Annotated in this window: 22 protein-coding genes; 7 read left to right on the top strand and 15 right to left on the bottom strand. The window is 69.9% G+C overall.

Annotated elements, in window-relative coordinates; genetic code table 11:
• Nucleotides 1-21: 21 nt before the first annotated feature.
• The 3 genes from ACIN94_RS15180 to ACIN94_RS15170 all read right to left on the bottom strand — a co-directional run bounded on the left by ACIN94_RS15180 (nt 22) and on the right by ACIN94_RS15170 (nt 3,062).
• Complete coding sequence (locus tag ACIN94_RS15180; RefSeq protein ID WP_400705328.1) at nt 22-711, bottom strand: YoaK family protein; 690 nt, start codon at nt 709-711, stop codon at nt 22-24.
• A gap of 358 nt (nt 712-1,069) precedes the next feature.
• Nucleotides 1,070-2,092: a hypothetical protein gene (locus ACIN94_RS15175; RefSeq protein WP_400705325.1), complete on the bottom strand. Its 1,023-nt coding sequence runs from the start codon at nt 2,090-2,092 to the stop codon at nt 1,070-1,072.
• A 58-nt stretch (nt 2,093-2,150) separates the two neighbouring features.
• Entirely contained in the window at nt 2,151-3,062 is a 912-nt protein-coding gene (locus ACIN94_RS15170) for a DMT family transporter (RefSeq protein ID WP_400705322.1), read from the bottom strand.
• A gap of 88 nt (nt 3,063-3,150) precedes the next feature.
• Between ACIN94_RS15170 and ACIN94_RS15165 the strand changes: the two genes are divergently transcribed.
• From ACIN94_RS15165 to ACIN94_RS15135, 7 genes are all read left to right on the top strand, one after another.
• Entirely contained in the window at nt 3,151-4,548 is a 1,398-nt protein-coding gene (locus tag ACIN94_RS15165; RefSeq protein WP_400705319.1) for a PLP-dependent aminotransferase family protein, read from the top strand.
• Nucleotides 4,549-4,626: 78 nt separating this feature from the next.
• Nucleotides 4,627-5,157 carry a CGNR zinc finger domain-containing protein gene (locus tag ACIN94_RS15160; RefSeq protein ID WP_400705316.1) on the top strand — a complete coding sequence of 177 codons (531 nt, stop codon included), beginning with the start codon at nt 4,627-4,629 and terminating at the stop codon, nt 5,155-5,157.
• Nucleotides 5,158-5,288: 131 nt separating this feature from the next.
• Nucleotides 5,289-5,900, top strand: a complete 612-nt coding sequence (locus ACIN94_RS15155) for a GNAT family N-acetyltransferase (protein WP_400705313.1) — start codon at nt 5,289-5,291, stop codon at nt 5,898-5,900.
• Between the two features lie 82 nt (nt 5,901-5,982).
• Nucleotides 5,983-6,861 (top strand): 1,4-dihydroxy-2-naphthoate polyprenyltransferase, encoded by an 879-nt coding sequence (locus ACIN94_RS15150; RefSeq protein WP_400705861.1) that lies wholly within the window; start codon nt 5,983-5,985, stop codon nt 6,859-6,861.
• A gap of 122 nt (nt 6,862-6,983) precedes the next feature.
• Nucleotides 6,984-8,357: a purine-cytosine permease family protein gene (locus ACIN94_RS15145; RefSeq protein ID WP_400705310.1), complete on the top strand. Its 1,374-nt coding sequence runs from the start codon at nt 6,984-6,986 to the stop codon at nt 8,355-8,357.
• A 32-nt stretch (nt 8,358-8,389) separates the two neighbouring features.
• The gene (locus ACIN94_RS15140) at nt 8,390-10,138 is read left to right on the top strand and encodes an adenine deaminase C-terminal domain-containing protein (protein ID WP_400705307.1); all 1,749 of its coding nucleotides are present in this window, start codon (nt 8,390-8,392) and stop codon (nt 10,136-10,138) included.
• A gap of 2 nt (nt 10,139-10,140) precedes the next feature.
• Nucleotides 10,141-11,148, top strand: coding sequence for an adenosine deaminase (locus ACIN94_RS15135; RefSeq protein WP_400705304.1), 1,008 nt, complete (start codon nt 10,141-10,143; stop codon nt 11,146-11,148).
• A gap of 51 nt (nt 11,149-11,199) precedes the next feature.
• Here the strand turns inward: ACIN94_RS15135 and ACIN94_RS15130 are convergent, their stop codons facing one another.
• The 12 genes from ACIN94_RS15130 to ACIN94_RS15075 form a co-directional block, all read right to left on the bottom strand.
• Nucleotides 11,200-12,744, bottom strand: a complete 1,545-nt coding sequence (locus tag ACIN94_RS15130; protein ID WP_400705301.1) for a PucR family transcriptional regulator — start codon at nt 12,742-12,744, stop codon at nt 11,200-11,202.
• 20 nt (nt 12,745-12,764) lie between these two features.
• Complete coding sequence (tenA, locus tag ACIN94_RS15125; RefSeq protein WP_400705298.1) at nt 12,765-13,430, bottom strand: thiaminase II; 666 nt, start codon at nt 13,428-13,430, stop codon at nt 12,765-12,767.
• Between the two features lie 123 nt (nt 13,431-13,553).
• Complete coding sequence (locus tag ACIN94_RS15120) at nt 13,554-13,694, bottom strand: hypothetical protein (protein ID WP_400705295.1); 141 nt, start codon at nt 13,692-13,694, stop codon at nt 13,554-13,556.
• A 184-nt stretch (nt 13,695-13,878) separates the two neighbouring features.
• Nucleotides 13,879-14,616 carry a 4-hydroxy-tetrahydrodipicolinate reductase gene (gene dapB / locus ACIN94_RS15115; RefSeq protein ID WP_400705292.1) on the bottom strand — a complete coding sequence of 246 codons (738 nt, stop codon included), beginning with the start codon at nt 14,614-14,616 and terminating at the stop codon, nt 13,879-13,881.
• Nucleotides 14,617-14,830: 214 nt separating this feature from the next.
• Complete coding sequence (locus tag ACIN94_RS15110) at nt 14,831-16,141, bottom strand: M16 family metallopeptidase (RefSeq protein WP_400705289.1); 1,311 nt, start codon at nt 16,139-16,141, stop codon at nt 14,831-14,833.
• Nucleotides 16,141-18,456 (bottom strand): polyribonucleotide nucleotidyltransferase, encoded by a 2,316-nt coding sequence (locus ACIN94_RS15105; protein ID WP_400705286.1) that lies wholly within the window; start codon nt 18,454-18,456, stop codon nt 16,141-16,143. The genes ACIN94_RS15110 and ACIN94_RS15105 overlap by 1 nt, the downstream gene beginning before the upstream one ends.
• Nucleotides 18,457-18,785: 329 nt before the next feature.
• The gene (gene rpsO, locus ACIN94_RS15100) at nt 18,786-19,055 is read right to left on the bottom strand and encodes a 30S ribosomal protein S15 (RefSeq protein ID WP_400705283.1); all 270 of its coding nucleotides are present in this window, start codon (nt 19,053-19,055) and stop codon (nt 18,786-18,788) included.
• Nucleotides 19,056-19,255: 200 nt separating this feature from the next.
• Nucleotides 19,256-20,209 carry a bifunctional riboflavin kinase/FAD synthetase gene (locus tag ACIN94_RS15095; RefSeq protein WP_400705280.1) on the bottom strand — a complete coding sequence of 318 codons (954 nt, stop codon included), beginning with the start codon at nt 20,207-20,209 and terminating at the stop codon, nt 19,256-19,258.
• Between the two features lie 167 nt (nt 20,210-20,376).
• The gene (truB, locus tag ACIN94_RS15090; RefSeq protein ID WP_400705277.1) at nt 20,377-21,276 is read right to left on the bottom strand and encodes a tRNA pseudouridine(55) synthase TruB; all 900 of its coding nucleotides are present in this window, start codon (nt 21,274-21,276) and stop codon (nt 20,377-20,379) included.
• Nucleotides 21,277-21,288: 12 nt separating this feature from the next.
• The gene (locus tag ACIN94_RS15085; protein ID WP_400705274.1) at nt 21,289-22,287 is read right to left on the bottom strand and encodes a bifunctional oligoribonuclease/PAP phosphatase NrnA; all 999 of its coding nucleotides are present in this window, start codon (nt 22,285-22,287) and stop codon (nt 21,289-21,291) included.
• Complete coding sequence (gene rbfA / locus ACIN94_RS15080) at nt 22,284-22,766, bottom strand: 30S ribosome-binding factor RbfA (RefSeq protein ID WP_400705271.1); 483 nt, start codon at nt 22,764-22,766, stop codon at nt 22,284-22,286. The genes ACIN94_RS15085 and rbfA overlap by 4 nt, the downstream gene beginning before the upstream one ends.
• Before the next feature lie 70 nt (nt 22,767-22,836).
• On the bottom strand, nt 22,837-23,136 hold the full coding sequence (locus ACIN94_RS15075; RefSeq protein WP_400705858.1) for a DUF503 domain-containing protein: 300 nt from the start codon (nt 23,134-23,136) through the stop codon (nt 22,837-22,839).
• Nucleotides 23,137-23,161 lie beyond the last annotated feature (25 nt).

Below are 23,161 nucleotides of genomic sequence, written 5' to 3'. Positions count from 1 at the left end.
CCGCAACCTCCGGCGCCTCTGTCAGGTTAAGTCTCGCAGGCGCGTCGCGACGGTGACGAGCGCGAGAAGCACGAACACCGGCGGAAGCGCGCCCGCCCAGACAGGCGCCAGGTGCAGGAGCAGTGACGAGCAGAGCGCACCGGCGACGAGGGCCAGGACGATGACGGCGCGGGGCGCGATGCCGGCGGGCGCGCGCGACACCAACGACTCGGTCAGGGAGGTGAGAGTGCCGGTGACGAACGCGGTGGTGATGCCCGCGATGTTGACCCGGCGGGCCGCCGCCACCTGCATGCCCATGGCGCAGGACGCCACCGCGATCAGCGCGAGTGTCAGAGCCGGTCCGGGTACGGCGTCGCAGAACGTCCAGGCGGCGAGGAAGACGAGTTGGAGGGCGAGGTCGGCCCAGATCAACCGGGTGACGGTCGGCGGCCACCGCCCCTCCTCCCGCCCGCGGCCGGGCGCCGTGAAGCCGGCGAAGAGCCCGGCGCAGAAGACCACGCACGCGAGTCCCGCGCGGAGCGCGCGGGACTGCCAGTCCCCGCTGCCGACGAGAGCGAGAAGGATCAGGTTGCCGGTCATGTTCGCGGTGAAGACGCCGCCGAGCCTCAGGAAGGCGATCGCGTCCATCGCACCCGCCGCCAGAGTCATCAGGACCAGGACGACGTAGCTCCACCGTCGCGCCGACGCGGCCCCGTGACTCACCGTCCCCACGTGCCGGGTCCCCGCCGGCCGTACTCGACGGGCGGTCCCGGAACGCACCGCCGGCCGGAACCCGTGTCGGCGATCGTCATCTGCCCGGACCGGCTGGTGGTCGCCATATCCGAGTCTCCGCTCTCACCGGCCCGTCCGTGCGAGGTCGAGTCTGCCGCATCGCGGGCGCGACGGGGTCGCGGCTCGCCGGATACGCGCGGCGTCATCGTCTACCCGGCACCGTTCGGCGTCTGATCCGACCGGGCCCCGCTCGGGGCCGGGCGCGGTTTCCTTCCCGGATGGCCCCTCCCTCTGCCCGGGCCCGGGTGGAGACTCAGATCCATCCGGAGCGACGCCCGGCCGTGGCCCAGGACGGCACCTAGAACACGGGGATGATGTCCTCGGGGTCGAGGAAGTCGACCTCGACGCCGTCGATGTCGAGTTCGGGGATGGCGGGGAACTCGATGCCCCAGCGCTCCACGATGGCGCGGATCTTGGCCATGGCCATGCGCCAGTTGTCGGCCTGCTCGTCATAGGAGAGCACGCCCAGGCCCGCGTCGCGGGCGTGGTCCATCAGGATGCGGTGGTTGTGCAGGAAGTACGGCGGCAGGTCCCAGAACCCGCCCGGCGGCTCCCAGAGGATCATGGAGAGGAAGACGAATCCGGCGCGGAGCTGGCGGGTGATCAGCGAACGGGTGTCGTCGGTGAGGCCGGGCCACTCGTTCTCCAGGATGGTCATGCAGATCTGGAGGTGGCGCGACTCGTCACGGCCGATGCGGTGGAACATGTCGCCGAAGACCGGATGCCTGGTCCCACCGGCCATGCCCCGGAACAGGGTGGAGGCGGCCATCTCGCCCATCATGAAGCTGGTGAACAGCACCGGCAGGGTGTACTTGCCGACGGCGCTGTTGTAGCCCGTCCAGTAGCGGCCACCGTTGTGGTAGAGCCAGCCGATGTTGTTGTGTGCGGCCTTCTCCAGGTCGGTGGCCGGGGTCCAGTTCAGCGGGCCGCCCGGCCAGATCTTGGCGATGGTGCGCTGGCAGCACTCCTCGTGGTTCATCTCGTCCCGCGTGATCGAGAAGAAGCACTTGCGGACCGGGTCCTCCTCGTGCTTCTCGAACGCCTGGATGGTGGCGCGGGCGAAGACGGCCGGTCCCGAGGCGTCGAAGTTGGCCAGCACGGAGAACCAGTACATGATCCCCAGGCGCTGCTCGGTGGTGAAGTCACCCGGGTCGAGGTCGTCCCATGACAGATCGGCGGGGTTCCAGACGACGCGCTTGGACTTCTCGTAGATGGCCGCCAGCTTCTCGGTCTCCACCCGCCACTCCATCGGGTAGATGTTCGGCTGGGGGATCTCCGGAGCAGGCCAGAAGCCACCTTCGGGAATCGACAGGTCCGTCATGATTCCACCCCTTTTGTGACAGATGTAGCTCATATCCTGCGCCTCGATGTCACATCTTTCAAGAGCGTGCCCGCTGGGTCATGGCGACACACACGAGCACGGCCAGCGCGGCCACGACCGTGAGCGGGCCGAACCGCTCACCGAGCAGGAGCCAGGCCCACAGCAGCGTCAGCAGGGGCTGGGCGAGCTGGGTCTGCCCGGCGCGGGCGATCCCTCCCGCCGCCAGGCCCGCGTACCAGGGGATGAAACCGAGGAACATCGAGACCAGGCCCGCGTAGGCGAATCCGGCCAGCGACGCCACGCCGGGACGCATGTCCGTGGTCAGCGCCAGTGCGACCGTCACCGGGACGGTGATCGGGATGGCGACGACGAGGGCGTGGGAGATCACCCGCCAGCCCGGGGTCTCGCGGGCGAGGCGTCCGCCCTCGGTGTAGCCGGCGGCCGCCGACAGGAGCGCGCCGACGAGGAGCAGATCGGCTCCGGTGACGTGGCCACCGCCTCTGCTGAGGGTGAAGGCCGTGATCGCCACGGCTCCCAGGCCGCAGGCCACCCAGAACAGCGGCCGGGGCCACTCTCCTCCTCGCAGGACGGCACAGGCCGCGGTGGCGGCGGGCAGGAGCCCGATGACCACCGCCGCGTGGGAGGCGCTCGCTCCGGCGTCGAGCGCCAGCCCGCTGAAGAGGGGGAACCCGAACACCACGCCGGCCACGATGACGAGGTAGGACCGGAACTGCGACCGGGGAGGCAGCATCGGCACTCCGGCGACCATCAGGAGGACCAGCGCCGCGACGGCGCCCACCGCCGCGCGACCGATCGCCACGAGGTAGGGGTCGAAACCCTCCATCGCGAAGACCGCCGCCGGAAACGAGCCCGAGAACGAGAGCACTCCGATGCTCGCGAGCAGGCTCCCCCGCCACGCGGGGTTCAGGGAGGCCCACGGACCGGCCGCACGACCCGGCACGCGGCCCATCGCGCGGTCCGTCGGGAGGTTCGTCGGGAGGTTCGTAGCGGGGGCGACCGCTACTCGGCCGGAGACGATAGCGCTATCGTTATCATTCATGAATGACGATAGCAGTATCGTCCGGCTGGCGGCCATGCTCCGCGCGGAGGCGGAGCGGCTACGCCCTGGAGACAGGCTGCCATCGAGCCGGGAGCTGATGCGGCTCCACGGCGTCAGCCCGGTGACCGTGTCGCGGGCACTCGCCCGGCTTGCCGCGGAAGGTCGGGTGGTCACCAGGCCGGGCAGCGGGACCTACGTGGCCCCCGCCGTCACGCGGTCCAACGGCACCGCGGACCTGTCCTGGCAGACGGTGGCGCTCGGTGACCGGACGGTGGACGACACGGCGGTGAGTGGCCTGCTCACTCCCCCACCGGACGGCGTCATCCCGCTCACCGGCGGTTACCTCAACCCTGCCCTGCGCCCCTCCAAGGCCCTGTCCGCCGCCGCCGCCCGCGCGCTCCGCCGTCCCGACGTCTGGGCGTTGCCGCCCCTGACCGGCCTCCCCGAGCTGCGCAGGTGGTTCGCACAGGAGGCGGGGGGTGACGTCACCCCGTCGGATGCCCTCGTCCTCAGCGGCGGCCAGTCCGCCCTCACCCACGCCTTCCGCACCCTCGCCGCGCCGGACACCCCGATCCTCGTGGAGACCCCGACCTATCCGGGGGCGCTCGCCGCCGCACGGGCCGCCGGACTCCGCGCGACAGCCGTACCCATGGATCGCGACGGGGTGAGACCCGACCTGCTCGCGGAGGCCTTCGCCGTCACGGGCGCGCGGGTTTTCTTCTGCCAGCCGACCCTGCACAACCCCACCGGTGCGACCCTGACCCTCGAACGGCGTAGGCAGGTGCTCGCCATCGCCCGCGCGGCGGGAGCGTTCGTCATCGAGGACGACTACGCCAGGTATTTCGCGGCGCCCCCGGTCCCGCCTCCGATGATCTCGCTGGACGCCCACGGCACGGTCGTGCACGTCAACTCCCTCACCAAGGTCCTGTCACCCAGCATGCGGGTCGCCGGGGTCATCGCCCGAGGTCCGGCCGCGCGGCGGCTGCGGGCGACCCAGGTCGTGGAGTCGTTCTTCGTCGCCAGGCCGCTGCAGGAGACGGCGCTGGAGTTCGTCGGCTCGTCCGCCTGGCCACGCCACCTGGCCGGGCTGGGCGCCGAGCTGGCGGCACGCAGGGACGCGCTGGCCGCCGAGCTGACCGTCCGGATGCCCACCGCCGAGATCCACCTCCTGCCCAGGGGCGGCCTGCACCTGTGGGTACGGCTGCCGTCCGACCGGGACGAGGACACCGTGGTGGAGGCGGCCAGGCGGGCGGGAGTCCTGGTGAGCCCGGGACGCATCTACTATCCGGCCGAACCTCCGGGCCCCCGGATCCGGGTGACCCATGTGGCGGCCCTTCACCTGCCGGAACTGGTCGAGGGGGTCCGCCGGCTGGCGACCGCGCTGGACGGCGCCTGAACCGCCGGGAGCAGGTCAACCCACGGCGGATACAACCCCCTAATGAAATACAGTGGTTTCGAAGAGGTGAGCGAAACCATGAACAACCCCTCCGACCTGGTATGCGACTTCGTCAACACCTACGACGTCGAGAGCGGGTCCGACACGATCCCCTCCCCCGCCGCGCTGGCCGCGTGGCTCGGCAGGCACGACCTGATCGGGCCCGGAGATACGGCCGACGACGACCACCTGGCCCTGGCCGTCAACCTGCGCGAGGCTCTACGCGTGGCACTCCGCCACAACCACGACCACGGGCCGCGGCTGTCCCACCCGTTCACCGGCCTCCCGTTGCGGGTCACCCTGACGGCCGACGGTCCCGTTCTCGAACCGGTCTCCGCGGGGGTGCCAGGCGGGCTGGCCAGGATCGCGGCCGCGGTGATGAACGTGCAGGCCGACGGGATGTGGCCGAGGCTGAAGGTGTGCACCGAGAGCACCTGCCAGTGGGCGTTCATCGACTCGTCCAAGAACCGTTCGCGCTCCTGGTGTTCCATGAGGGTGTGCGGTAACCGCACAAAGACTCGGGCATATCGGGCTCGGCGTCAGACGGAGACAGCTTCACGTCATCTCTGAGTCCGATTCCCCGATACGGTGTAGGAGCCTGTCTCGGGGATCCACCCGCCTGATGCCCGCTCGCGTGGCACGGACCCGCGAGACAGTGCTTCCCGAGGCGACGGCAGACGGCAGAGAAGGAGCGGGCCGAGATGGCAGACGTGGGCGTGCGGGCGGCTCGGCACGATGATGTCGCCGCTGTGACGAGCACCCAGATACGCGCCTGGAAATACGGCTACCGGGATTTCCTCCCGGAGGGGCCGTTGGAGCAGATGACCGGTCCCGCCGCTGAGGCGATGTGGCGGCGTCAGTGGGACGAGGCGATCCTCACTCCACCGTCCTCCCGGCACCGGGTGCTGGTCGCGGTGGAACAGGTTGTCCTCGACACCGACGCGTTCCCCGCCCTCGGTCCCGGCGGGATCGAGGCCGCCGCGGCGATGCGGGGCGCCGAACGCGTGGTGGGCCTCGCCTCCCACGCCCCGGCGGAGGACCCCGACCTCGACCCGACCACCACCGCCGAGATGCTCTCCTTCCTGGTGGACCCGGACCACGTCCGGCGCGGTCACGGCAGCCGCCTGCTCAACGCGACTGTCGACTACCTCCGTGACGACGGCTACCACACCATCGTGACCTGGGTGTTCGCCGACAACCACGGCCCGCTCGGATTCCTGGAGTCGGCCGGCTGGGGCGAGGACGGGGCCGAGAGGGTTCTCAACATAGGCCGGCCGGTGCGGATGATCCGCCTGGCCACCGACATCAGCTAGGACCGCCGGCGCCGGGACCATCGTTGTCGACGTGGCCCTGGCGCCGGCGGCAGGAAACACCCGAGAGGAAAACCGCAACACCATGGCCACCCCGAGCCAGTGGATCGCCGGAGCCCGTCCGCGCACCCTTCCCGCCGCCGTCGTCCCCGTCGCCGTCGGTACGGGCGTCGCGATCGGGTACGGCGGGGCGGTCTGGTGGCGGGCCCTGCTCGCCCTGTTCGTGGCGCTCGCCCTGCAGGTGGGCGTGAACTACGCCAACGACTACAGCGACGGCGTGCGCGGCACCGACGACGAGCGGGTCGGCCCGATGCGCCTGGTCGGTTCGGGGGCGGCGGCGCCCCGCGAGGTCCTCGGCGCGGCTTTCGGCTGTTTCCTGGCCGCCGCGGTGGCCGGGCTGGTGCTGGTCATGGTCACCGGCGCGTGGTGGCTGCTGCTGGTCGGCGCGGTGTCGATCGCGGCGGCTTGGTTCTACACCGGCGGCTCCCGGCCCTACGGCTACCGCGCGCTCGGCGAGATCTCGGTATTCGTGTTCTTCGGCCTGGTCGCGGTGGGCGGCACCACGTACGTGCAGCTCGAATGGCTACCCTGGACCGCGCTGGCGGCCTCGGTCCCGGTGGGCCTGCTGGCCTGCGCGATGCTGGTGGTCAACAACCTGCGTGACATCGTCACCGACGGTCCGGCCGGCAAGCGCACCATGGCGGTGGTGCTCGGTGAGCACCGCACTCGCACGCTCTACGCCCTCTGCCTGATACTTCCCCTGGCCATCGCGCTGGTCATGGCACCGTGGCAGCCGTTAGCGGCGCTCGCCGTGCTCGCCACACCGCTCGCGCTCGGTCCTGTGAAGGCCGTCAGGCAGGGCGCGACCGGCCCCGCCCTGATCGCCACCCTCCAGCAGACCGGCCGCTTCCAGCTCGTCTACGGCGTGCTGTTCACCATCGGCCTGGCCCTCCAGGCGCTCTGAAACGATCACTTTGGAGATCGCTACAGGCGCGCTCTCCCCGTCTCGTGCTCGCCGACAACGAGGACATTCCCCTCTCTTTGATTCACTGAACGTGAACGTTCAATGACAAAGTTGGAGGAGTCGTGGCCGTCGAGCAACGCGGGATCGAGCTGGTCTCGCCGTCTGAGAGGTACGGCCGGCCGCGTGATCTGCTCTTCCTCTGGAGCGGCACCACGCTCGGCATCTTCACCCTGGTCTACGGCACGGTCGTCGTCTCCCTGGGACTGAGCTTCCCGCAGGCGGTCATGGCCATCGTGATCGGCAACCTGCTGGCCTTCCCGCTGGTCGGCCTGACCAGCCTGCAGGGTCCGGCCGTCGGCACCTCCACGATGGCAGTCTCCCGGGCCGCGTTCGGCCCCAAGGGCGCCCGGGTGCTCAGCTTCTTCGGCTGGATCAACATGGTGGGCTTCGAGGCCGGCGGCATGGTGCTGATCACCTTCGCCGCCCTGGCCCTGCTCGACCAGGCCGGGGTCACCGGCCAGGGTGCCGGCCTGAAGATCGGCGTCATCGTCGTCGCGGCCCTGATCCAGCTCGTGCTGCCGCTCATCGGGCACGCCGCCGTGATGAGGGCGCAGAAGTACTTCACCTGGGTGTTCGTCGCGATGTTCGCCGTCATGGGCGCGCTCATCGCGCCGAAGGTCCAGATCGCCTCGGCCGGCGGCGCCGACTTCGCCACGTTCACCATCGCGGTGGCGCTGGTCATGGCGGCCGGCGGACTGTCGTGGGCGCCGCTGGGCAGCGACTACTCGCGCTACCTGCCGGCGGACTCCAGCAAGAAGGCCGTCTTCGGCTACGCGATGTTCGGCGGGCTCGTGCCGTACGTCCTGCTGATGACGCTCGGCGCGGCCGTCGCCACTGTGGTCAAGGACGCGGGCGACCCCGTCTCGGGCCTGCCCGGCGCGCTGCCGTCCTGGTTCGTCGTGCCCTACCTGCTGCTGGCGATCGTCACGCTGTTCGCGGTGAACACCACCGACCTCTACTCCTCCGGTCTGAACCTGCAGGCCTCCGGGATCAGGCTGAGCAGGTCCTCCGCGGTCGTGCTCGACCTGGTGATCTGCGTCGCGATCACCTGCGTGGCGGTGTTCTCCGACTCCTTCAACACGATGCTCAACACCTTCCTCGGTCTGCTGATCCTCTGGCTGGCCCCCTGGGCGGGCATCTATCTGACCGACTGGCTACGACGCAGGGGCCGTTACGACGCCAAGGGCCTGTTCGCCGACGGCGGGCCGTACCACGGCAGCGGCGGCATCCGCTGGACCGGCATCGCCGCGCAGGTCGCCGGCATGATCGCGGCGGGCCTCTGGATCAACTCGACGGCCTTCACCGGACCGCTCTCGGAGATCACCGGCGGCTCCGACTTCAGCATCTTCGCGGGCTTCGGAGTGGCGGCTCTGGTGTACGCCGCGCTCGACCGCCGGACCGCCCCCGTCCCCGTCTCCGTCTCCGTCCCCGCCTGACAGCCCGCCGACGCGAAAGGCACCACAGAGAAATGCCCGACCACACCCTGCTCGACGTCGCCTACGGACGGCGTCCCGCCGACACGATCATCACCAACGGCGTCCTCGTCAACGTGCTGACCGGTGAGACCTACCCGGCCGAGATCGGCATCAGCGGCACCCGGATCGCCGTCGTCGGAAACGATCTCGAAAGGGGTCCCGGCACCGAGATCATCGACGCCCGGGGCGGCTACCTGGTCCCCGGCCTGATAGACGGCCACCTGCACATCGAGTGCAGCAAGCTCTCCGTGACGAGCTTCGCCGACCTGGTCGTCCCCTACGGCACCACCAGCGTCGTCTCCGGCCTGGACCAGATCCTGGTGGTCGACGGCCTGCCCGGGGTGCGGGGCTTCCTGGACGAGGCCGCCCGGACCGGCATGCGCGTCTGGTGGGGGGCACCCGCCAAGGCTCCCTACACGGTCCCCGAGTCGACCGTCGGGCACACCTTCGGCCCGGCCGAGCATCTGCTGGCGCACGAGTGGCCCGAATGCGTCGGCATCTGGGAGACCGTGCAGGAGTTCGTCGAGCACGGCGACGAGGCCGTAATGGAGGCGCTCGACCTGGCCGCCGGACGCCGGCTGCCGGTCTTCGGCTGCGCCCCGCTGTCGGACCCGCGCCGGATCAGCGGCCTGGCCGCGGCAGGGATCCGCCTGGACCACGAGTCCTACTCGGCCGAGGAGACGCTGGAGAAGCTGCGCCGGGGCATCTACGCCATCGTGCGCGAGTCGAGCGTCGCTCATTTCCTGGAGGAGAACATCAAGGTCGTCTCCCAGGTGGGCGCGCGCCGGGTGGCCTTCTGCACCGACGACGTGCACGCCGCCGACGTGCTCGCCGGAGGCCACATGGACAAGCTGGTCCGGATGGCCGTCAAGGCGGGCGTGGACCCGGTGACCGCGATCCAGATGGCCACGGTCAACTGCGCGGAGATGTACCGGATCGACCACCTGGTCGGCAGCATCGCCCCCGGCCGGTACGCCGACGTGCTGATCGTGGACGACCTGGCGGACTTCCGGGTGCGCGAGGTCGTGGCGGACGGAACCCTGGTCGCCAGGGACAGCGCGATGATCACTCCCTCCGCGCCTCCCCCGCGCGGCCAGGTGCGGCCCTTCCCCGTCCCGGAGCTGACCGCCGGCGACATCGTGCTCCGCGCCCCCGAGGGCGCCTCCACGGTCACCGCGCTGTCGATGCGGATGACTCCGGAGCAGGTGTTCGTGCGCAGGCGGCACGACGTCACCCTCCCGGTCACCGGCGGGATCGTGGAGCCCTCCGTGGAGGACGATGCGCTCTACATCACGGTCGTCGAGCGGTACGGCAAGACCTCCAACCGGCCGGTCGGCCTGATCAGCGGCTACGGTCTCACCCGGGGCGCGATCGCGACCAGCGCCGCCCCGGACGACAACAACATCATCTGCGTCGGCGCCTCCCGTTCCGACATGGCCCTGGCCGTCAACGAGGTCGTGAAGGCCGGCGGCGGCCAGGTCGTCGTCGTGGACGGCGAGGTGCGCGGGCTCCTGCCGCTGCCGGTCGGCGGTATCGTCTCCGACCTGCCGGCCGGGGAGATGGCCGAGGCCGAGAGCGCGCTGGACGACCTGGCCCGCGAGCTGGGATGCGAGCTGCCGTCCCCGCTCATGTATCTGTTCTTCCTGTCGATCACCGCGATCCCCGACTACGCCATCACCGACCTCGGCCTCGTCGACTGCGTCAAGCTCGAGGTCGTCGACCCGATCCTCTCCTGGAGCTGACAATGACGGATTTCATCGAAGGTATGCCCAAGTGCGAGCTGCACCTGCACATCGAGGGGACCCTGGAACCGGAGCTGAAGTTCGAACTCGCCCGGCGCAACGGGCTGGAGCTGCCCTACGCCTCCGTCGAGGAGATCCGGGCCGCCTACTCCTTCGACGACCTGCCCTCGTTCCTGAAGATCTACTACGAGGGCATGGACGTGCTCCGCACCGAGCCCGACTTCTACGACCTTGCCATGGCCTACCTGCGCAAGGCCGCCTCGCAGAACGTCCGCTACGCGGAGATCTTCTTCGACCCGCAGGCCCACACCTCACGCGGGGTGCCGTTCGACATCGTGATCCGCGGCCTGCGCCGGGCACTGATCGACGCCGAGAACCAGCTTGGGATCAAAGCGCAGCTCATCATGTGCTTCCTCCGCGACTTCCAGGCGGAGTACGCCATGGCGACACTCCTTGAGTCCCTGCCCTACCGCGAGTGGATCGTGGGCGTCGGCCTCGACTCCGATGAGAAGGGCAACCCGCCGGCCAAGTTCGCCGCCGTCTACGAGCGGGCCCGGCAGGAGGGCTACCTTCTGACGATGCACTGCGACGTCGACCAGGAGAACTCCACCGAGCACATCCGCCAGGCCATCGAGGACATCGGCGTCAACCGCATCGACCACGGGGTCAACGCCCTGGAGGACCCCGCGCTCGTCGAGGCGATCCGCGCGAAGGGACTGGGCCTGACCGTGTGCCCGATCTCCAACGGCTACGTGACCGACTCGATGAAGGCCGACGCCATCCGCCGGATGCTCGACCTCGGCCTGCGGGTCACGGTCAACTCCGACGACCCGGCCTACTTCGCGGGCTACGTCCAGGAGAACCTCGTCGCCCTCGCCGAGGCCCTCACGCTCTCCCGGGAGGAGCTCGTCCAGCTGGAGCGGAACGCCTTCGAGATCACCTGGCTCCCCCGCCGCCTCAAGGACGCCTACCTCGCCGAGCTGGACGCCTACGCCGCCGCGACGTCCTGAGAAACCGCCGCGGGGACACGGCGGCGTCCGGGGCGCGCCGCTCGGAGCCGTCTAGCGCATCCTGATCGCCAGCAGGAAGTCGACCCGCTCGTCCAGGGCGTTGAGCGACCGCCCGGTCAGCTCCTCGATCCGCTTCAACCGGTATCTCAACGTGTTGACGTGGACGTGGAGCCGGTCGGCGGTCGCGGCCCACGACCCCGACTCCTCCAGGAACGTCTCCAGCGTCTCGATCAGATCTGTCTGGTGCGCCGCGTCGTACTCCTCCAGCCGCCCCAACAGCCGTGTCCGGAAGGAGTGACGCAGCTCCCCCGGGATCGCGGCGATCAGCGAGCGGTGGGAGCTGACGTCGTCGCCGGTGATCGCCGACACCCGGCCCTCGCCCAGCTCGGCCAGGATGCGGGCGTGCCTGGCCTCCTCGATCACACTACTCAGCGCGGCCGGCCCCGTGGTGACGCTGCTGACGCCGACCGTGATCCGGGCGTCGCCCAGCCCGGCCTCCAATGTGGCCGCCCCGGACAGCATGTGGGCGGTCAGCTCGGCGGCGGTGTTGCCGGCCAGCGGAACCAGCGCGACCACCTCTCCGCCCACCGCCGTCGCCACGCCCGGCGCCAGCGGGCGTAACAGCTCGTCGAGCACGGCGACACCCACCTCGTCCGCCCGGTCGGCCCCCTCGACCGCGAGCACCACCGCCAGCAGGCCGTCCTCCGTCTCGATGTGCAGAGTGTGCAGCCGGGAGACCACACCCGGCAGGTTCGCGTCCCCGGAGGCGAGCAGCTCCAGGAGCTGGTCCAGCACCCGCCGCTCGATCCGCTGCGCCGCCTCCAGCCGGGAGCGCTCCAGCGCGACCAGCGCGGCCAGCTCCACGATCAGATCCTCGTGCTCACCCCCGGCCCGCACCTGCTCCCCCGCGTAGGCCAGAAACCAGTTGGCGATCCGGTGCGGCGCCCCCTTGCTGACCGGGAAGACCGACAGCACGGTGCCGTCGGCCTGCGTGGCCGTACCGGGGAGGAAGCGAGCGGACAGGAACGCGTGCGCCAGCCGCGCACCGGCCCCCGCGGGCAGCGGTTGCGAACCCACGACGACCCGGCCGGTCGCCGACATGACCCAGCAGGGGACATCCAGCTCTCCGGCCACCGTGGTGACGACCTTGCTCAGGCTCCCGCCGTCCACGAGGGTGCTGGCCAGCCTCCTGCGGGAGCCGTACGGCCTGCTCGGGACGGAGCCGAACTCGTCGATCAGGGCACGCAGCACATACTCGGTGAGGGCGCTGAAGGAGACCTCCACGCCGAGGGCGAGCATCGGCAGACCGGCGTCGGCGCAGGCGTCGATGAGGTCGGCCGGCGGGACCTTGAGCGCGGTCCCGGAACAGAGCGCGGCGACCCTGGCCTCGGCGAGCGCGGCCACGAAACGCCGGGCGGACTCCGGGCCGTCATGCCAGGTCAGCTCGGTGAGGACGAGCTCGTCGGCCTTGAGGAAGCGGCCCGGCTCGATCAGGTCGGTGGTGGCGATGCCACGGATCCGGCGATCGAGCAGATCATGACCGCTGAGCACCTTCAGCCCCAGGTGGTCGACCTGGCACAGGTTCCTCAGGCGCATACCAGTAGGTTAGCCGCAGCTCATACCGGCCAGGACTCCCGCCGCCAGGCCGCGTCCCAGAACAGCCACTCGTAGCGGGCGGTGGTCAGCGCGTGCTCGCACAGTCTCCCGCGGTCCGCCTCAGGCAGCGACGCGGCGACCTCGTCGAGCAGGTCCAGCACCCCGGCGACGGTCTCCTGGTAGTGCTCGTTGCCGTAGGTCTCGATCCACCACGCGTACAGCGGGTCGGGCGACGACTGCTTCAACAGCTCCTCGCCGACCTTCGCGTAGATCCAGTAACAGGGCACGATCGCGCCCAGCGCCTCGGGGAAGGTGCCCAGGTGACATGCGCGCAGCAGGTAGGAGCCGTAACCGACGGTGGTGGGGGTGGCGCCCTCACCGCGCGCGTCGTCCTCGTCCATGCCGAACGCGGCCAGCAGCTCGACGTGGAGGCTGTGCTCCACCTCGACCGTGCGCGCGGCGTCCCCGGCGAACCGCTGCACCACGGCCGGGTCCGCCGCCCGCGCCCCGCAGGCCGCCAGCGCCCGCGCGTAGTCGGGCAGGAAGTGCGTCTCCTGGACCACGAAGTGCCGGAAGACCTCGCGCGGCAGTGTCCCGTCGGTCAGCCCGGCGAGAAAGGGGTGAGCCAGGATCTCGGCATACACTCCCCCGACGACCTGCCACAACTCATCACGGAACCGGCTCACGCCAGCGATGCTATCGGCATCGGCCGCCCCGGGGACCTCCGGAGGGCCGGGGTCCGCGATGTCACAGCGCACCGTCCCGTCTCGTCCTCCCTGAGAGACTCACGGAGGGAAGGCGAGAATGCCTCATGTGGTCCCCTCCGGAAAGGTGATGCCCACCTGGGCGAACACCCCGTCGGCGGCGACCTCCACAGCCGCGAGGCCGGGGAGCTCCCCGGCCTCGGCCCAGCGGACCTCAGTCGAAGTCGAAGATCGAGTGCTTGTCATGGAACTGGAGGACATAACGGCAACGCACGCAGATCATCAGGGTCATCCGGTGGGAGGTCAGCCCCCATCGGCTGTCGAGCCTGCCTTGCTCCTGCTGGAACTCCGTGCCCTAGCAGAGGGGACAGACGAGCTCGGGTGGCGTCATATCCATTACGACGGACAGGCCGTCGCCGGAGTTCCTGACCTACAGATCGAGCAGGGGCTCCAGACCGACGGTCAGCCCCGGAGTCTCCCCGACCCGGCGGACGCCGAGCAGCACCCCCGGCGTGAACGACGAGCGGTTCATGGTGTCGTGACGGATGGTGAGAGTCTCCCCGTCGCCACCCATGAGCACCTCCTGGTGGGCGATCAGCCCGGCCAGCCGTACCGAGTGCACGTGGACCCCGTCCACGTCCGCACCCCGGGCCCCGTCCAGCTCGACGCTGGTCGCGTCGGGCATCGCCGCGGCGCCGGCCTTGCGCCGCGCCTCGGCGATCAGCTCGGCCGTATGGCGGGCGGTGCCGGAGGGCGCGTCGGCCTTGTTCGGGTGGTGCAGCTCGATGATCTCGACGGAGTCGAAGTAGCGGGCGGCCTGCTGGGCGAAGTGCATCATCAGCACGGCCGCGATGCCGAAGTTGGGCGCGATCAGCGCGTTGACGCCGGGATTGCCGTCCAGCCAGCCCCGGACGGTCGCCAGGCGCCCGGCGTCGAAGCCGGTGGTGCCGACCACCGGGTGGATGCCATGGGAGATACACCATTCGAGGTTGCCCATGACCACGTCGGGGTGGGTGAAGTCGACCACCACCTCGGAGCCGGCGAGGCCCTCGATCGAGTCGCCCTTGTCGACTGCCGCGACCAGCTCCAGGTCGTCCGCCGCCTCGACGGCCTTGCACACTTCGATACCGACGCGCCCACGGGCGCCGAGAACTCCAACCCTGATCACGGCCCCAAGGGTATACCGTCGCCGTCCACGGAGGCTCGTGAGCCATACCGGACCGCGGCCCGTACCGGGGGCGTGAGCCCGTACCCCGGCCGTACGAGTCACGGACCGCGGGCCGTACGGACCCGTCCGATCCGGTCGGTGAACGGGTCCCTGCCCGTACGTGAGAACGGCCCCGGCGTGTGAAACGCCGGGGCCGTTCTCGAGCGACGGACGGCTAGCCGTTGACGGCCCAGCCGAAGTCCTTGTCCTCGTAGGGACCGATCACCGCGAGGGTCATCGGCCGGTTGAGGATGTCACGGGCGACCTCGGTGATCTCCTCCGGAGTCACCGCTTCGATCCTGGCCAGGACGTCGTCGACGGAGAGCAGCTCGTCGTAGACGAGCTCGCCCTTGCCGATCCTGGACATCCTGGAGCCGGTGTCCTCCAGGCCGAGCACGAGACCACCGCGCATCTGGCCCTTGCCGCGGACGATCTCCTCCTCGGTGATGCCGTCGGCGACCACCCGGAGAATCTCCTCGCGGCAGATCTTCAGCACGTCGTCGATCTTCGACGGCAGGCAGCCGACGTAGATGCCGAACTGGCCGGTGTCGGCGTAGGCGGAGGTGTAGGAGTAGGCCGAGTAGGCGAGGCCCCTCTTCTCCCTGATCTCCTGGAACAGCCGCGAGGACATGCCGCCGCCGAGAGCCGCGTTGAACACGCCAAGCGCGAAGCGGCGCTCGTCGGTCCGGGTGAGGCCGGTCGTGCCGAGGACCAGGTTGGCCTGTTCGGTCGGCCGGTGCACCATCCGGACTCCGGAACGGGTCTCGACGCCGGGGCCGGACACCCGGGGGGCGACCGGCGAGGCGTCCCCGCCGAGGGCTCCGGCCCGTTCGTAGGCCGCGGCGACCAGCGCCACGACCTGCTCGTGGGTGACGTTTCCCGCCACCGACACCACGGTGTGCGTCGGCAGGTAGTAGCGGCGGTAGTACTCCGCGATCCGGTCGCGGCTGACGGCGTTGATCGAGTCGACGGTGCCGAGGATCGGACGGCCGATGGGCGTGTCGCCGTACATCTCGGCGGAGAACTGCTCGTGCACCATGTCGGAGGGGTCGTCGTCGTGCATGGCGATCTCCTCCAGGATCACGCCACGCTCGGCCTCGACGTCCTCCGGGGTGATGAGCGAGGAGGTCACCACGTCGGCGAGCACGTCGATCGCCACCCGCAGGTCCTCGTCGAGGACCCGCGCGTAGTAGCAGGTGTACTCCTTGGCGGTGAAGGCGTTGATCTCACCGCCGATGCCCTCGATCGCGGCGGAGATCTCCAGCGCGTCGCGTGTGGGGGTGCCCTTGAACAGCAGGTGCTCAAGGAAGTGGGAGGACCCCATGTGCTCGGGGCCCTCGTCCCTCGATCCGATGCCGACCCACATGCCGACCGCGACGGAACGCACGGTCGGCATGGACTCGGTCACCACCCGGAGCCCACCGGGGAGGACGGTGCGCTGCACGACCCCGGCGCCGTCCTTGCCGGGGTGCAGAGTGGTGGTCATCACGAGTTGCGGTCTTCCCCCCCGCGGCCGCTGCCGCTGGTGCGGGTACGGGTGCGGCGGGGCCGCTCCTCACGGGGACGATCGTCGGCGGCCGGCGCCGCGGGCTGCTCCTCGGGAGCACCGCCCTCGGCCTTGGCCGCGGCCTCCTTCTCGACGACCTCGACGGGGACCAGGGAGAGCTTGCCGCGCGAGTCGATCTCGGCGATCTCCACCTGGATCTTCTCGCCGACGTTCATGACGTCCTCGACGTTCTCGATGCGCTTGCCGCCGTGCAGCTTGCGGATCTGGGAGACGTGCAGCAGGCCGTCCTTACCCGGCATGAGGGAGATGAAGGCTCCGAAGGCGGCGATCTTGACGACCGTGCCCAGGTAGCGCTCGCCGACCTCCGGCATGTGCGGGTTGGCGATGGCGTTGATCGCCGACCGGGCCGCCTCTGCGGACGGGCCGTCGGTGGCGCCGATGTAGATGGTTCCGTCGTCCTCGATCGTGATCTCGGCGCCGGTGTCGTCCTGGATCTGGTTGATCATCTTGCCCTTCGGGCCGATGACCTCGCCGATCTTGTCCACCGGGACCTTGATCGTGATGATGCGCGGGGCCGTCGCGTTCATCTCCGCCGGGGAGTCGATGGCCTCCTGCATCACGTCGATGATGGCCAGCCGGGCGGCCTTGGCCTGCTTCAGCGCGGCGGCCAGGATCGAGGCGGGAATGCCGTCGAGCTTGGTGTCGAGCTGGAGCGCGGTGATGACCTCCTTGGTGCCGGCGACCTTGAAGTCCATGTCGCCCATGGCGTCCTCGGCGCCGAGGATGTCGGTCAGCGTGACGTACTGGTCGCCCTCGTTGATCAGGCCCATCGCGATACCCGCGACGATGCCCTTGAGCGGGACACCCGCGTCGAGCAGCGCCATGGTCGAGGCGCAGACCGAGCCCATGGAGGTCGAGCCGTTGGAGCCGAGCGCCTCGGAGACCTGACGGATCGCGTAGGGGAACTCCTCGCGGGCCGGGAGGACCGGGACGAGCGCCCGCTCGGCGAGCGCGCCGTGGCCGATCTCCCGGCGCTTGGGCGAGCCCACGCGGCCGGTCTCACCGGTGGAGTAGGGCGGGAAGTTGTAGTTGTGCATGTAGCGCTTGGTGCGCTCGGGGTTGAGCGTGTCGATCATCTGCTCCATGCGGAGCATGTTCAGCGTCGTGATGCCCAGGATCTGGGTCTCGCCGCGCTCGAACAGGGCCGAGCCGTGCACCCGGGGCACAACGTGGACCTCGGCGTTGAGCTGGCGGATGTCCTTGACGCCACGGCCGTCGATGCGGACGCCCTCGGCGATGACCCGCTCGCGCATGAGCTTCTTGGTCAGCGAGCGGAACGCGGCGCCGACCTCCTTCTCACGGCCCTCGAACTCGGAGCCGACCTTCTCGGCGGCCAGCGCCTTGACGCGGTCGAGCTCGGTCTCGCGCTCCTGCTTGCCGGCGATGGTCAGCGCGGCGGCCAGCTCGCTCTTGACCGCGTTGGTCACGGCCTCCAGGACGTCGTCCTGGTAGTCGAGGAACAGCGGGTACTCGGCGGTCTCCTTGGCGGCGACCTGCGCGACCCTGGCCTGCGCCTCGCACAGCACCTTGATGAACGGCTTGGAGGCCTCCAGGCCCTGGGCCACGGTCTCCTCGGTCGGCGCCATGGCACCGTCGGCGACGAGCTTGAGCGTGTCACGGGTGGACTCGGCCTCGACCATCATGATCGCGACGTCGCCGTCCTCCAGGACGCGACCGGCGACCACCATGTCGAAGGTGGCGTTCGCCAGCTCCGAGTGGGTCGGGAAGGCGACCCACTGGCCCTCGATCAGCGCGACGCGGACGCCGCCGATCGGGCCGGAGAAGGGCAGCCCGGCGAGCTGGGTGGACAGGGACGCGGCGTTGATCGCGATCACGTCGTACAGGTGCTCGGGATTGAGCGCCATGATGGTCGCCACGACCTGGATCTCGTTGCGCAGGCCCTTGACGAACGACGGGCGCAGCGGCCGGTCGATCAGGCGGCAGGTGAGGATGGCGTCCTCGGAGGGACGGCCCTCACGCCGGAAGAACGAGCCGGGGATGCGGCCCGCGGCGTACATTCGCTCCTCGACGTCCACCGTGAGCGGGAAGAAGTCGAGGTTCTCCTTGGGATGCTTGGAGGCGGTGGTCGCGGACAGGACCATCGTCTCGTCGTCCAGGTAGACGACGGCGGAACCCGCCGCCTGGCGCGCGAGCCGCCCGGTCTCGAACCGGATGGTACGCGTACCGAAAGAGCCGTTGTCGATAACGGCTTCGCTGCTGTGGACACCCTCCACGGGGGACCTCCTTGTGTCGGTCGCCCGCGTCCCTCAGGCACGCGTCTCGCACCTGAGTCGTCTTCTTAGCCTGCTCCCCGTAGGTGCAGTGCCGGTCTTCGATCGAAGCGCCCGGTTCCGTACGGCTTACGCCATGATGACCGGGGGCCACTACCGAGGACCGGCCCTCCGACGCCGTGGGGCGCGCTTGCTGGCGGACGCGGGGCACTATCTCGGCTATTCAGTTTGCTCACTGAAACGGTGTCTCCGTCGCGCGACGCGCCGGGACCCGTCCCCATGAGATTCCCTATGAAATGAGGGAGCGACGCGGGCGCCGCTCCCTCACCACTCTATCGACGCAGGCCAAGGCGCTCGATGAGCGAACGGTAACGCGTGATGTCCTTGCTCTGCAGGTACTTGAGCAGACGACGGCGACGACCGACGAGCAGCAGCAGGCCGCGGCGGCTGTGGTGGTCGTGCTTGTGCATCTTCAGGTGCTCGGTGAGCTCGCTGATGCGCTTGCTCAGCAGCGCGATCTGCACCTCGGGGGAACCGGTGTCGGTCTCACCCTTGGCGTACTCACCGATGATCTGCTTCTTGGCGGCGGTGTCGAGCGACACGTCTCTCCTTGAACTCCTACGGGCACGCGTGATGTACAAGATGCCCGAGCGACCGTGCGTGCCTACAGTCGCCGTGGCGAGATCAGCGCCGGGGTTGTGAGACCACCGGTTACATAGCTGACATGCCAGGTTACCACCAGCTCCGGAGCACCGCACATTCCCGGACACGCCGCGGAGGCGGCCGGCTCCGGGAGAGCCTTTCAGGAAGTGAGGCGGCGGGCCTCGGCCACGTCGGCGTGCATCTGTTCGATGAGCGCCTCGACCGAGTCGAACCTGAGGTTGGCGCGGAGCCGGGGCCCGAAGTCCACGGCCATGTGGGCGCCGTAGAGGTCCAGATCGTCGCGGTCGAGCGCGTAGGCCTCGACGGTGCGCGGCACCCCCTCGAAGGTGGGGTTGGTGCCCACCGAGATGGCGGCGGGCCAGCGTTCACCGCCGTAGACGGCCGGTAGGTCGCCCGTCGAGACCCCCTGCAACCAGCCGGCGTAGACACCGTCGGCGGGGATCGCGGTGAAGTCGGGCGACTCCACGTTGGCCGTGGGGAAGCCGAGCTGCCGGCCACGCTGGTAGCCACGGACGACCACGCCCTCGACGCGGTGCGGACGGCCGAGTGCCGCGGCGACGGCCTCCATGTCCCCGGCGGCGAGCCGCTCACGGATGAGGGTGGAGGAGATGGTCTCCCCGTTGCTCACCAGCGGGACCGCCTCCGCCACGAAGTCGTACTTCTCGCCGAGGGTCTGCAGGGTCTCGACGTCACCCGCGGCCTTGTGCCCGAAGCGGAAGTTCTCCCCCACCACGACCCCGCCCGCGTGCAACCGGTCCACCAGCACGGTCTGCACGAACTCGTCCGGGCTCATCTGGGAGAACTCCAGCGTGAACGGCAGCACGCACACCGCGTCCACGCCGAGTTCGGCGAGCAGCTCGGTGCGGTGCCGGGCCGTCGTCAGCCGGGACGGGTGAGTGCCTGGCCGCACCACCTCTTCCGGATGCGGGTCGAAGGTCACCACGACCGAGAGCAGTCCGAGCTCATCGGCCAGCTCGACCGCACGGGCCACCATCCGCTGATGGCCGAGGTGAACCCCGTCGAAGACCCCGATGGTGATGACGGACCTGCCCCAGCCTTCGGGCACGTCGTCCAATCCGTGCCAGCCTCGCACCGCAGCCTCTTCCCCTCGTAGCGGATCGACCCCTAAAGCCTGCCATGCCTGGCGACCATCCCTCCAATCGGGGAGCTCATTGGAGAGTGGCATGCCCGCCGATGCCCGCCGATCCGTCCGGCGCGTGTTTCCGGCTCCGCTGCCGGGCAGGGGCCGCTCCGACGCGTTCAGGAGACGAACACCGCCAGCGACCTGGTTGTCCTGCCGTGCTCCTCGGCCAGCGCCAGCAGGGTGCCGTCCGGGCCGAACACGCCGATCGGACCCTTGCCCAGCCCCAGCGAGGGCAGCCGCCCGCCGTGCGCGACGGTGCTCGCCTCCTCGGCGGTCACGTCGCGGCGGGGAAAGGCCGCCGCGACGGCGTCGGCCATCGGCAGGATCACGCAGTCGGCGGAGAGCTGCTCGACGGTGCGCGCCATCGACAGGTCGTAGGGCCCCACGCGGGTGCGGCGCAGGTAGGTCAGGTGACCGCCGGTGCCCAGACCGGCCCCCAGATCACGTGCCAGTGCGCGGATGTAGGTGCCACTGGAGCAGGTCACCGAGGCGTCGATGTCGATCAGGTCGCCGTCGCGCCGGATATCGGTGATCTCGAAGCCCGACACGGTCACCGGACGTGCCTGGAGCTCGACCTCCTCTCCGGCCCTGGCCCGTTTGTAGGCGCGCTCACCGTTCACCTTGATGGCGCTGACCTGCGGCGGCACCTGCATGATCCGGCCGGTCAGGGCGGCGACGCCCTTTCTGATCTCCTCGTCGGTCACCTCGGCCGCCGAGGCCGCCGAGGTGATCTCACCTTCGGCGTCGTCGGTGTTGGTGGACTGGCCGAGGCGGATCGTGGCGTCGTAGCCCTTCTCGGTGAGCGCGAGATGGCCCAGGAGCCGGGTGGCCTTCTCCACGCCGACCACCAGCACTCCGGTGGCCATCGGATCCAGGGTGCCCGCGTGACCGACCTTGCGGGTGCCCGCGATGCCGCGGAGCTTGCCGACGACGTCGTGCGAGGTCCACTCGGCGGGCTTGTCCACGATGATCAGTCCGCTCGGCGGCGGGGTGCGCTTGGCGCGAGCCGTACTCATTCGAAAGTCCTTCTACAGGAGGGCGCGGAGACTCGCCATCGTCTGCTCGACGGGCAGATGGGAGGTGAAGCCTGCCGCCTTGGTGTGCCCGCCACCGCCCAGCGCGGCGCAGACGCGGGCGACGTCCACCGCGCCCTTGGAACGGGTGGAGACCTGCCAGGCGCCGTCGTCGTCCTCCTTGAGGACCACGGCCATGTCTGCCTCCTCGGTGCGCCGGATCACGTCGATGATCCCCTCCAGCTCGTCGTACGGCAGGCCGTAGGCGGCCCGGTCGGCCCGGGTGACGGACGTCCAGACCAGCCCGCCGCCCACCTCGGGTTCCAGCACCACCCGGTCCAGGACGGCGCCGAGCACCCTGAGGTAGCCGAACGGGGAACGGTCCCACAGCTCCCGGGCGATCTCCTCGGGGTTCAGCCCGGTGGCGACCAGCCGGGCGGCCATGAGGTGCGCCTCGGGAGTGGTGGAGGAGTGCCGGAACGAACCGGTGTCGGTGACCAGCCCGGCGTACAGGCAGGTCGCGATGGCCTTGTCGACCGGCAGGCCGAGCCGGTGGATCAACTCCTCGGCGAGCGCGACGGTGGCCGCGGCACCGGGGTCGACCAGGTTGAGCGTGCCGAACCCGGTGTTGGACGGATGATGGTCCAGCACGACCAGCTCGCGGGCCCGGGCCGCGTTGCCGGCGAGCACACCGAGCCGCTCGACGGTGGGGGCATCGAAAGTGATCATCAGCTCGGGCGCGGCCGGGTAGGCGTCGGGCTCGGACAGGAGTTCCTGCCCGGGCAGGAAGCGCAACAGCCGGGGCACCCGGAACCGGCGTTCCCCGAAGGAGGCCGTGACCCGCCTGCCCGCCGCGCGCAGCGCCATACCGAGCGCCAGCATCGAGCCGAGCGCGTCGCCGTCCGGTGAGATGTGGCAGGCCAGCGCGATCTCGTCGGCGGACGAGATCAGACCGACGGCCCGGTCCCAGTCACCGACCGGGACCGGACCGACGTCGCGCGGGTCGGGCGTCACGTTGCGGAGTATCCCGCGCGCTCTGACGGCTCGTCGTCGTTTTCGCCGGATTCGTCGCCGTTCTCGTCAGGCTTGCGGTACGGGTCGGCGTCTCCGGCGTGCTGAGCGCCTTCGGCCCGCTTGGCGATCTCGGCGTCTCTGACCTTCGCCTCGGCCAGCAGACCGTCGAGGTGACGGGCGCTGTCGGGAAGCGGGTCATGGGTGAACATCAGCGTCGGGGTGTGGCGCAGACCTGTCTGCCGGCCCACCTCCGAACGGATGAGCCCCTTGGCGCTCTCCAGCGCCGTGGCCGAGTCGGCCCGCTCGGCCTCGGAGCCGAACACGGTGTAGAACACCGTGGCCTCGCTCAGGTCGTTGGTGATACGCGTGTCCGTCACGGTCACGAAACCCAGCCTCGGGTCCTTGATCCGGCGCTCCAGCATCTCGGCAACGATCTGCTGGATCCGGTCAGCGATCTTACGTGCGCGTGCGGCGTCCATTTTCGCTCCCCCCTTCTCACAGTAACGACCGGACGCAGAAGGGTGATTCCGCGGCCGGCCGTCCCTGTAACTAGTCCTCGTCCTCGTTGTAGAGCCGCTGCCGAGCGGACAACAGCTCGATCTCCGGGTGGAACGCGATCAGGCGCTCGCAGTCGTCCAGCACCGTGCCGCAGTTGGCGGCGGTGGCGGAGACGACCGCGATCCCGATCTCGGTACGGCGGTGCAGATCCAGGTGGCCGGTCTCGGCGACGGCCACACCCGGGAACCGTCGTTGCACCTCGGCGATGATGGGACGCACCACGGAGCGCTTCTGCTTCAGCGAATGAACGTCGCCGAGCAGGATGTCCAGTGTGAGGGCACCTACATACATGTTGGGTTTCGCCACGGATGTCACC

Origin of the sequence: Streptosporangium sp. NPDC087985, assembly GCF_044741965.1 — a bacterium.
Taxonomy (GTDB): domain Bacteria; phylum Actinomycetota; class Actinomycetes; order Streptosporangiales; family Streptosporangiaceae; genus Streptosporangium.
The sequence above is the reverse complement of the archived record's forward strand: the minus strand, read 5'-3'. Positions and strand labels throughout refer to the sequence as shown.